This is a genomic window from uncultured Arcanobacterium sp., assembly GCF_947253055.1.
Taxonomy (GTDB): Bacteria; Actinomycetota; Actinomycetes; order Actinomycetales; family Actinomycetaceae; genus Arcanobacterium_A.
In genome coordinates this window covers 1-11198 of the sequence record NZ_CAMXYE010000046.1, presented here as the reverse complement: position 1 = coordinate 11198, position 11198 = coordinate 1, and the positions used below count along the sequence as shown (strand labels likewise).

At 49.0% G+C, this 11198-nt stretch carries 8 protein-coding genes; 1 reads left to right on the top strand and 7 read right to left on the bottom strand.

Going from position 1 to position 11198, the window contains the following annotated elements; all coding sequences use genetic code 11:
- The first annotated feature begins 153 nt into the window (after positions 1–153).
- Positions 154–2043, top strand: a complete 1890-nt coding sequence (gene glmS / locus Q0X35_RS04195) for a glutamine--fructose-6-phosphate transaminase (isomerizing) (protein ID WP_297565880.1) — start codon at positions 154–156, stop codon at positions 2041–2043.
- Positions 2044–2080: 37 nt separating this feature from the next.
- Here the strand turns inward: glmS and codA are convergent, their stop codons facing one another.
- From codA to Q0X35_RS04160, 7 genes are all read right to left on the bottom strand, one after another.
- Complete coding sequence (codA, locus tag Q0X35_RS04190; protein WP_297565876.1) at positions 2081–3382, bottom strand: cytosine deaminase; 1302 nt, start codon at positions 3380–3382, stop codon at positions 2081–2083.
- 5 nt (positions 3383–3387) lie between these two features.
- Positions 3388–4704, bottom strand: a complete 1317-nt coding sequence (gene codB, locus Q0X35_RS04185) for a cytosine permease (protein WP_297565874.1) — start codon at positions 4702–4704, stop codon at positions 3388–3390.
- Between the two features lie 176 nt (positions 4705–4880).
- A complete protein-coding gene (locus Q0X35_RS04180) occupies positions 4881–5870 on the bottom strand; it encodes a sugar ABC transporter substrate-binding protein (RefSeq protein WP_297565865.1) in 990 nt (329 codons plus the stop codon).
- Between the two features lie 91 nt (positions 5871–5961).
- Positions 5962–7005: an ABC transporter permease gene (locus Q0X35_RS04175; protein WP_297565862.1), complete on the bottom strand. Its 1044-nt coding sequence runs from the start codon at positions 7003–7005 to the stop codon at positions 5962–5964.
- Between the two features lies 1 nt (position 7006).
- On the bottom strand, positions 7007–8521 hold the full coding sequence (locus Q0X35_RS04170) for a sugar ABC transporter ATP-binding protein (protein ID WP_297565859.1): 1515 nt from the start codon (positions 8519–8521) through the stop codon (positions 7007–7009).
- Positions 8511–9554, bottom strand: a complete 1044-nt coding sequence (locus Q0X35_RS04165; RefSeq protein ID WP_297565856.1) for an NAD(P)-dependent alcohol dehydrogenase — start codon at positions 9552–9554, stop codon at positions 8511–8513. The genes Q0X35_RS04170 and Q0X35_RS04165 overlap by 11 nt, the downstream gene beginning before the upstream one ends.
- Before the next feature lie 71 nt (positions 9555–9625).
- Positions 9626–11077: a xylulokinase gene (locus Q0X35_RS04160; RefSeq protein WP_297565855.1), complete on the bottom strand. Its 1452-nt coding sequence runs from the start codon at positions 11075–11077 to the stop codon at positions 9626–9628.
- Positions 11078–11198: the final 121 nt, after the last annotated feature.

Genomic DNA, 11198 nt, shown 5'->3' with positions numbered 1-11198 from the left:
AGAAAGCAGTTACCCGCACTTTCGACTGGGTCGATGCGGATGTGGAAAAGGCGCAACAGTAGAAATTCAACACTAAAAGTTCAATAGTAGAAATTCATCACCTTTTTTCCAAAATACTTTTCTCCTTTCACCACCTGAGCTATTTTAACTAGCATGTGTGGAATTGTTGGATATGTAGGTGCCCCGGTGGGTACCGGCCAAAATAAAGATGGAAAACGCCCGCTCACTACGGTAATCTCCGGATTATCCCGTTTAGAATACCGCGGATACGACTCTGCCGGAGTGGCAGTAGCTGGAACTGCGGGCCTAGAAGTGCGGAAAAAAGCCGGCCGTTTAGATAATCTGCGCGCAGAGTTAGAGACTGCGCCGCTTCCCCCCGCTGCCGCCGCTATTGGGCATACTCGTTGGGCCACCCACGGCACTCCCACCGACACTAATGCCCACCCCCATCTTTCTTTTGACGGACGGGTGGCAATAGTACACAACGGAATTATTGAGAATTACCAGGAACTCGCGGCCGGATTACAGGCACGCGGCATCAGCCCCGTATCAGCCACTGATTCCGAAATCGTGGCTCATCTGCTCGCTTTACAGCTACAAGATACAGGAGATACTTCTGCCACCGCCCTGACTTCCGCACTCTTAAAAACAGTGCAGATTCTCCGCGGTTCTTTTACACTAGTGGCTCTGGATAGAGAAAATCCTGGAATCATTGCCGCTGCGCGGCGCAATTCCCCCTTAGTAGTGGGATTAGGGGAAGGTGAAAACTTCCTGGGCAGCGATATTGCCGCTTTTATTTCGGAAACTAGCCGCGCTTTAGAAGTACCGCAAGATACAGTGGTTGAGCTTTCTCCTACTTCCGTGCGCCTGCTCAGCTTCCAAGGGAAAGAACGGCAAGGGCGCGAATATCGAGTAGATTGGGATGCTTCCGCTGCGGTAAAAGACGGCTACCGCACTTTTATGGATAAAGAGATTCATGAAGAGCCACGCGCGGTGGCCGAGACGCTGCGCGGGCGCGTACAAGATGGAAGCCTGCATTTAGATGAAATGCGTATCGAGGAATCGGTGCTGCGCACGATAGATAAAATAATTGTAATTGCGGCCGGTACCGCTTTCTACGCTGGTCAAGTGGCACGTTATGCTATTGAACACTGGTGCAGAATTCCGGTGGAAGTGGAGCTCGCCTCCGAATTCCGCTACCGCGACCCAGTGGTATCAGAAAAAACACTTATTGTGGCCGTTTCCCAGTCGGGGGAAACGATGGACACTATTATGGCTGTGCGGCACGCCCGTGAACAAGGCTCAAAAGTGCTGGCCATCGTGAATACCTACGGATCTACTATTGCTCGGGAATCTGATGCCGTGCTCTATACCCACGCCGGGCCAGAAATTGCTGTAGCTTCTACGAAAGCCTTCGTAGCGCAAATTACGGCCGCTTATTTACTCGGGCTCTATCTCGCGCAGATTCGCGGCAATAAGTATCGCGATGAGATTGCCGGATACCTCGAAGAACTTAATAAAATGCCGGCGCGAATGGAAAAAGTGCTGCAACAAGAAGCAGAGATTCGCGCGCTTGCCCGCCAACTCCAAGAGGAAGATTCCGTGCTTTTCCTCGGCCGGCACGTAGGCTATCCGATTGCCCTAGAAGGGGCACTAAAGCTGAAAGAAATAGCTTATCTGCATGCGGAAGGTTTTGCCGCTGGAGAATTAAAACACGGGCCGATTGCGTTGGTGACGGAAGATTTACCAATTTTCATTATTGTGCCCACACGCCGGCGCCCCGAGCTACACGCAAAAACTTTGGCAAATCTGCAGGAAGTACGCTCGCGCGGAGCTCGCACTATTGTAATTGCGGAAGAGGGAGATAGTGCCGTCCAAGAATATGCCCGCAATATATTCTGGGTACCGCAAGCCACTCCTACCTTGATGATGCCGCTCGTCACCGTGCTGCCCCTACAGATTTTTGCTTCCGAAATGGCTGCCGCGCGCGGCTATGACGTAGATAAACCGCGCAACTTAGCGAAATCAGTGACGGTAGAGTAACTGCGAAGGCAAGTAAAGTAGCTGCGAAGGTAGCTGCTTAAAAATGCCAGAGACGCTGTGGAGCGCTAGCTTCATAGATTAAGTGACCGTTCCGGTAAGATTCCAGCACCGGAGCATGGAAAGCGAGCGCTTCCCGCCACGAATCGGCATCTAATACGATAAAGTTAGCGGGATTCCCGGGAGCGATATCGTAGTTTTGCAGATTAAGCGTGCGCGCTCCATTGTAAGTAATGAAACGGTAGGAATTATCTATCTGCGCAGCACCCATCATTTGGGTCACGTACAGGCCGATGAGTGTCACATCGCGCAGCGAGCCAGTGCCTAGCGGATTCCACGGATCGACTATATCGTCTTGCCCGAAAGATACGTTAATTCCGGCGGCAGTTAGCTCTTTTACGCGCGTCACTCCGCGCCGTTTCGGATAGGTATCTACCCGCCCTTGCAAATGGGTATTTACCATCGGATTAGAGACGAAATTGATTCCACTCATTTGCAGTAAGCGCAGCAGCCGCACAAAGTAGGCATTGTTATAAGAATGCATCGCAGTGGTGTGCGAAGCGGTAACTTTTTCGCCCACTCCAGCTTCGAAAGCGCGCGTAGCGAGAGTCTCTAAGCCACGCGAAGCTTCGTCATCAATCTCATCGCAATGCACATCCATCAGGAGATCGTACTCTTGCGCCAGATCAAAGGCATAATTGAGGGAGCTCACCGAGTATTCGCGCGTAAATTCGTAATGCGGAATCGCCCCGATTGCATCTGCCCCCAACTCAGCGGCTTTTTTCAGCAACTCGCGCCCGTGCGGGAAAGATTCGATTCCTTCCTGCGGGAAGGCCACCAGCTGGAGAGTAACTATATCTTTTAGTTCTTCCCGCAGCTCTATTAACGCTCGCAGAGCCGTCAAATTGGGATCAGTAATATCTACGTGCGAGCGAATGTACTGCACACCAAAGCGCACCTGCTGGCGAATTGCACGGCGCGCCCGCTCTTTCACATCTGCAGCTGTCAGCTTCTTTTTCCGCTCTGACCAAATCTCTATGCCTTCAAAAAGCGTGCCAGATTCATTGGGGTGCGGATCGCCTTCCGTCATGGTGGTATCGAGATGCACATGGGATTCTACGATGCCGGGCAGAGTGAGTTTTCCGCGCAGATCATGTATCTCTGCCGCTGGCGCTGCCACATTCGCTGCCGCATTCTCTGCTACATTCTGCGCCGCATTCGTCTCCGGCCCAGCCGGCGTAGAACCAGCTGGAGAGAGCTCTGTAATAATCCCATCTTCCACCGTCATATCACAGAGACGGGTGCCGTCCAGCAGCAGATTTTGAAAAATTTGCTTGGCCACTGTTTTCACTTTCCTTTTCGAATAATTGCCATACCGATACCGTAGCTGAGGAGGGCTACCACTACTGCATTGAGGGAAGCGATTCCAAAGGGAACTACCCAGCCGGCGGCGGCACCGGTGAAGACGGCTACTACTGCTGGCCAAGATACCTGCATCGTATTTTCTTCACTGTAGCGCGCCCGGTGTAAGAAGTAATCAGCCACGAGAATGGTACCGATCGGAGGCAAAGTGGCGTTCAGGAAGCTCAACCAGCCTACAAAGTTATCGTAAAGCCAGAGTGCGCACAGGGTGCCCAGCACGCCGGCGATGATTACTAGTGGTTTCTTCGGGCGTTTCGTCATATTGGCGAAGCCGAGGCCGGTGGTGTAGAGAGCGTTGTTGTTAGTGGTCCAGATATTGGCGCCGAGTACGATGAGCGCGGGCAGTGCCAGCCCCTGCGCAATCATTACGTAGAAGATATCGTCTTTCCCGGTGAAAGCTCCGCCTACGGCACCGAAGGAGAACATCAGAGTATTGCCGAGCAGGAAGGCAATCACGGTAGTAATTACTGCCGACTTCGGGGTCTTAGCGAAGCGAGTGAAATTCGGAGTAGCTGAGCCGCCCGAGATAAAGGAACCGACCACGAGGCCTACCCCTACCATTACCGGCATTCCGGTGCTGCCGGCAAAGATGCGGGAGAGTCCGCCGCCGGCCGCCGTGGCGGTAACCATGGAGTAGCTCCCCAGTACGGCAATGAGCGGTACGGAGATAAAGGAAACGATTTCGATGGCTTTAATTCCGAAATAAGCGGAGGCCGTCATGAGCCCACCGGCCACTAGCAGAATCGGCCACGGGCTGATACCGAGCAATTCCGCAGTGGGGATAGCGAACATAGCCACCCCGACTCCAAACCAGCCCATCTGGGTAAAGGCGATGAGGAAAGAAGGAAGGAAAGAGCCGTATTTACCGAAAGAATGCCGCGCCAGCTCATCTACTCCCATACCCGTCTTAGCACCTACATAAGCGAGGGAACCGGTAAAGGTGGCTAAAATTAAGCCGCCGATGGTAACGGCGGCAATAAAACCATTCAGATCGAGACCAATACCTAGTTTCGCTCCGACCGACATAGAAGCCGAGAAAAAAGTGAAGCCAAGCATAACAAAGCCGACGGCCCAAAAGGAACGTCGGCTTGAATCGGGAACCACTCCAAAAGAGAAATCATCATCGGGGAGTTGATTCGCCATCGATTTGTTTATCTCTCCGGAAGGAAAAGAATCAACTTCCAAAGGAGGATTTATTGCCTGTACGGCTGGTCTGCTTTTTTCGCCTGCTGCGACCTGCATATATGCTCCGTTCTCTGATGTTTTGCGTCATTTTTATTTTGACCCAAATTGCCATAAGCATACTGCGAAATCTTGAGCGTTGCATCTTGTTTTTCATGATATGAGTCACGTACTAACAAATAGCCCGGTCTGGTAGGTGCCAAACCGGGCTATTTGTTTCATTTTACTAAGGGGTTTTATTTAATCATCTTCAGCTCAGTATAAAGATCTATATACTTCTGCACATTAGAAGGATCAATAAGCGGATTGCTTATAGAGTCTTCAACCTTTTTCTTTTCGCCCGTAAGCAGAGCGTGCATTCCTGCCATATTTAGCTCTGCCAATTCTTTGGCGTCTTGCAATACCGTGGCCGTCAGCTTGCCTTCTTTAATAAGCAAAGTAGCTTCAGGTACACCGTCTGTTCCATATGCCTGCATATCAGCATAGTTCTTATCGTTCTTCACTACTTCAATAGCTCCGGCAGCCATATTATCGTTCATGGAGATTACCGCATCAATCTTGCCGTGCGCAGTAGTCCAATCTTCCATAAATGCCATTGCTTCATTCTTATTCCAGTTCGCAATATCTTCTGCAATAATCTTTACATCGGGGCGCTTATCGAAGAATTCCTTCTGCCAAGCTACCCGACGCTCTGAGGAGTGGAAGTTACCAGCCGGTCCGAGTAGTACCACAACTTTCGCATTTTTCGGTACTTTCTCCAACGCTACTTTTGCTACTCCCGCAGCCTGATCATAAGGATTTGAATCAACCGTGGAAGAGCCTTCGATATTATCAATCTTGGCATTGGTGGTAATTACTTTCAGACCACCCGCAACTGCTTGTTCTACATAAGCACGCTGCGCTTCTCCATTATTCGGCTGCACAATAATTCCGTCGAAACCATTTGCTACCGCATTTTCAATCATCTTGTTTTCAGTTTCGTCATCTGCCTGACCGTCGAAAACTTCAAGCTTGATATCCGGATACTTTTCTGCCGCTTTCTTCATCTCATCTGCCAGCCATGCCGCATAGGAATCTGCTTGAGCACGCGCAACATATGCAACTCGATAAGTCGCGCCGTCTTTACCTCCCGCGGATTTTCCATTATCTGAGCCGGAGCACGCCGTCATGCCCACTGCCAGTGCTGCTACGACGATTGACGAAAGCAGAGTCTTCATCTTTTTCATCGTTATTCCCTTCACGAAAACTCGCAATTGAGTTCTCTATTTTGTTGTTATTTTTTAGAAATTAGGTACTTGGCAGCAAGTGCCACTGCTGCTATTTCCTAATATGATTCATTAAGCTCTTTCGCAGCTGTGGAGATCCTGCCGCTGTATCACCAGTTGCTGTTCCATCAGAATTTTCTACCAAAATATGGCGAGTTGATTTTTTGTTTTTACTCCACACATCGTAAGTAACTGCTACAGCAATAATTGTGCCCATCACGATTTGCTGAATATAGGAGCTCACTCCCATCAGGTTCATAATATTGTTCAATATGCCCACAATTAACGCACCGGCAATAGTACCGGTCGTAGTACCAATACCACCCGAGAAGCTGGTACCACCAATAATCGGAGCCATAATCGCTTGCAACTCGTAGCCCACGCCTGCATTAGGAAGTCCGGCATTTACCCGCGACATAAAGAGCACGCCCGCAAAACCTACCAGCACTCCGTTCATAAGAAATACCTGATACTGCACTTTCGGTACTGAAATTCCAGATGCCCGAGCAGCTTCCATATTGCCGCCCACTGCATACAGACCGCGCCCAAAGCGAGTTTGCGACATTAGGTACCACACAATTACTGCCGCAATTACTAGGAAAATAGCGGGAAGTGGAATAGAACCTAACGACCCTTGACCTAGCTTTACGTAGTCACCTAGCTGCAAAAGATTCTGCCCCGAAGTAATCTGCAATACTGCTCCGCGCGCCACCATCATCATTCCCAGCGTTACAATAAATGCTGGGGTGTCGAAGGTAGCCACAAAAAATGCGCTCACTAAATTACAGGCGGCACCTACCGCAATTCCCGCCAAAATAGCCAGCAGCATACTACCGGTCGCTTTGTAAACCATTACCGCCACTACACCGGAAAAAGCCATCACGGATCCGGCGGAAAGATCGATCATGCCGCCAATAATCAGACCCATAGCTCCCAGCGCCATAATCGTAATCACCGATACTTGCCGCAGAATATTCGTTACGTTATTCGGTGCCAGGAAGTTCTCATTCAAAATTGATGCGATAATTACGAAAACTATCAGCACTAAGAAAATCGTGTATTTTCCGCTCGTAAAATGCCTTAATTTTTCTTTCATTTTATTTTCCCCGATTCATGGCGTAACTAAGAATTGTTTCTTGATCAAATCCGTCGTCTGCATGGAGTTCTGCCTGAACCCGCCCCGCTGCCATCACATAAATGCGATCACATAGCCCAATAAGTTCTGGCAACTCTGAAGAGACCACAAGAATTCCCCGCCCTTCCGCGGCAAGGTTGTCGATAATTGAGTAAATTTCAAATTTTGCTGCCACATCAATTCCCCGCGTCGGCTCATCGAGGAGCAAAAGTTGAGAATCAGCTGCAAGCCAGCGCGCCAGCAATACCTTTTGTTGGTTACCGCCGCTGAGCGTATCTATTGCCACATCCATATGGGGTGCTTTGACGTTCATAGCCGTAAATAAACGACTAGTAACTTCCCGCTCTTTCTTAATGCGAGCCAGCCCGCCATAAATAAACTGCTTCAGCTTGGCAAGCGTGGTATTTTCCCGCAAGCTCATTTTCGGCACGATACCTTGTAAACGGCGATCTTCGGTCAAAAGTCCAATATTGTTTCCAATCGATTTTTTCGGCGTCATCGCAGTGAATTCTTTGCCGTGCACTTTTATAGTGCCGCTACTTGTACCAGCCATACCGAAAATTGCTTCCAACACTTCCGTACGCCCTGCACCGACTAGACCGGCTAAACCGACTACTTCACCTTTATGTACCTTTAACGACACATCCTTAAAAAGGCGATCAGAGCAGAGGTCTTCCACTTCCAGAAGCAATTCATCAGAAGGAATATGACTCTTCGGATAAGCGTTACGATCAATCTCCCGCCCCACCATCTGTGAAATCACGGTATCTAAATCGATGTCTTCCGCTGGCTGCGTACTCACAACCGAACCATCACGCAAAATCGTAATATGATCCGAAATCGTAAATACTTCATCCATTTTGTGCGAAATATAGATGACTGATTTACCGTTTTCTTTGAGGTGGGCAATCTTTTGGAACAGTGCTGCCACTTCTTTTTCTGCAATAGCCGAAGTAGGCTCATCCATTATGATTACATCGGCGTTGTGATACACCGAACGCGCAATTTCCAGAATCTGAATCTCGGCGATAGTAAGTTCTTTTAGCTTTTTACTCGGCGCATACGCCAAGCCTTCTTCCGCTAAAATTTTCCGCGCTTCCGTGTTAATATATCGCCAATCTATCCACATCCCTTTTTTCGGCAACCGCCCTAGAAAGAAGAATTCGGCAATCGACATATCTGGCACGAAATTAAGCTCCTGTGGAATCATGGCAATACCTAATTCCCGCGCCTCCAGAGGATTTTTAATATGCACCTCTTTACCATTGACGTGAATCTCACCTGAATCAGCTTTATAAAGCCCATTGATGCACTTCATCAAAGTAGATTTTCCAGCGCCGTTCTCTCCACATAGCGCATGTACACTACCCCGCTCTACGTCGAAATCTACGTCTGCAAGCGCCTGCACGCCGGAAAATCCTTTATAGATATGGCGTACCGAAAGGATAGGAACACTGGCAGGGGATTTATCTTTCATGATTTTCAACCGTCCTCACGGATGGAATAACTACCCGCTTCAAAGAGTTAGGTGTGGATTCGGGCTGAAGAGCTAACTCCACTTCATCTAAACCAAATGCATGCGTGACAAGTGAATCTACATCTACTTTTCCGGAAGCGAGAAGATGCCGAGCAATCGGCCAAGTTTGGGTATAACGGAAAATACCGGTCACATTGAGCTCTCGCATAGCCACTTCCGGTACCGAAAGCGGAATCACATCTGCTGAGCCTACAAATACTACTGTTCCACCCGAACGGGTAGCACGAATACCAGCCGTAATTGCCGCTTCCGCGCCCGAGCAATCAATGAATACTTCTGCTCCAAGATCATCAAGGTTGTGGGTGCGGGGATCTACCGCCTCAGTAGCTCCATAAGATAGAGCCATTTGCCGCCGATTTTCACTAATATCAGATACCACTACTCGCCCAGCGCCGAAGGCCAAAGCGCATTGTAGGGTCATAATACCAATCGGGCCAGCTCCTGCAATCAAGACAGTATCATTTACTTTAATACCACCCTTTTGACAAGCAGATATACCTACCGACAGCGGTTCCATCATGGCACCTGCCGCATCCGATATATTATCTGGCAATGCAAAAGCGAAATCTTCTTCAATCGTCACATACTCGCAGAAAGCTCCATCAATAGGTGGAGTGGCATAAAACTCCATATCAGGGCATAAGTTGTAATGCCCAGATCGGCAAAATTCACACTTTCGGCACGAACGCTGCGGCTCTATCGATACACGCTCCCCGATTCTCTCCGGATTTACTCCCGGGCCGACCGCTACAATCACTCCGCTGGCTTCATGACCTAAAATAAGCGGCTGCTCCACCACAAAATCGCCGATACGCCCATGCTGGTAATAATGCACATCGGAGCCACATACGCCCACTTGCGCTACCTTAACTAACACTTCATTTGCTTGTGGCTTCGGTACAGGGCGTTCTTCAATTTCAATTACGCCCACTTCGCGTAATACGCTGGCCCGCATAGTTTTAGGAATCTCCACTGTCTTCTCCTTTGAATATTTCAATGGTTGATACTGAATGATGCTGACACCTACCTGCATCATTCAAAAACTTATAAATAGATTTCTCGCTCCTCACACACAAAATTATTTCTAGCTTCCTCGTAGCGCTCCATCACAAAAGGAATATGCGCACTAGAATATTCCGAAGTGAGAAGTGGCGCCCACGCCGCAGCATATTCATCTCCGGCATAAATCCATGCCGCCTGCTTTGCCGCTCCGTCAGCCACATATTCCCCAAATTCCGGCACATTGACTGGAAGCCCGAGCACCGCCGGAGCAATTTTACGAATTGCTTCTCCTTGAGAAGAACCTCCTATTAAGGTAATTCTTTCTACTGCGACTCCGATATTGCGCATAGCGTTAATGCCAGCACCCACACCACATAAAACTCCCTCAATAGCAGCACGCGCGATATTTTCTTTGGTAAGATTTCGCGAATTAATTCCCAACAAAGATCCGGTAGCAGTGGGAAAATTCGGAGTACGTTCGCCCGCAAAATATGGAATGACGATTAATCCCTCTGCTCCAGGCGGAGCCGCCAAAGCGGCGCTGGAAAATTCTTCATAAGAAAGCCCCAAGATATTACGGAAGTGGTCAATTACCCGTGAAGCATTGAGCGTGCACGCCAATGGCAACGCCCGCCCGGTAGCATCGGCAAATCCACATACGTAACCCGTAATATCCTGTGTAGGATCATTAGAAATAGTAGATACTACGCCCGAGGTACCGAGTGACATAGCCACTTCACCTGGTTCAAGCCCCAACCCGAGAGCTGCTCCCGCATTATCGCCGCATCCTGGGCCAACCAATACTTTATAACTGGCTATTTTGGCTTCCCGAACTACTTGGTTGGGTTTTGCCACTTTCGGAAGAAAAATATTTTCAGCGTAATCTCCCGCTGCCAACTTCAGCAGCTCCGGCTTATAAGAATTATCTAACGGCGAAAAGTACCCCGTCCCCGACGCTTCCGAACGATCAGTGTAGAGTTCATCTAATTCCGTTTGTCCAGTAATCTTCCACGTAAGCCAATCGTGCGGCAAGGCTATTGCTCGCGTTTTGGCAATATTTTGTGGCTCTTCTCGTGCCATCCAGCGCACCTTTGAAACAGTCAAAGAAGCGACCGGTACTGTACCTACTTCCCGAGCCCAAAACTCTCGCCCTCCAGCTTCTGTAGAGGCAACTTCTTTAATTAAATCACATGCATCTGCTGCAGAACGAGTATCATTCCAAAGAATCGCATCCCGAACTGTCTGCCCATATTCATCGAGGGCAACCATCCCATGCTGCTGCCCGCCAATTGATAAAGCTACTACATCCTGCAAGCCACCAGCTTGCTCCAGAGCGGAACGAAAAGCTACTAGCCACATATCCGGACTAATTTCCGTACCGGCTCGGTGGCGCGCAATACCAGAGCGAACGAGTTTGCCAGTATGCAAATCACGAATCATAATTTTGCAAGCTTGCGTTGAAGAATCAACACCAGCTACAAGTTTTACTGACATTAACTGCGCCTCCTGTCAACACTGACATTTTGTATTACTAAACAACATACTAGCCTAAAAAGAAACTGTCAATTACTTTTATGCATCAATTTAAAATTCAGAAAATTTTTGTAAAATTTAC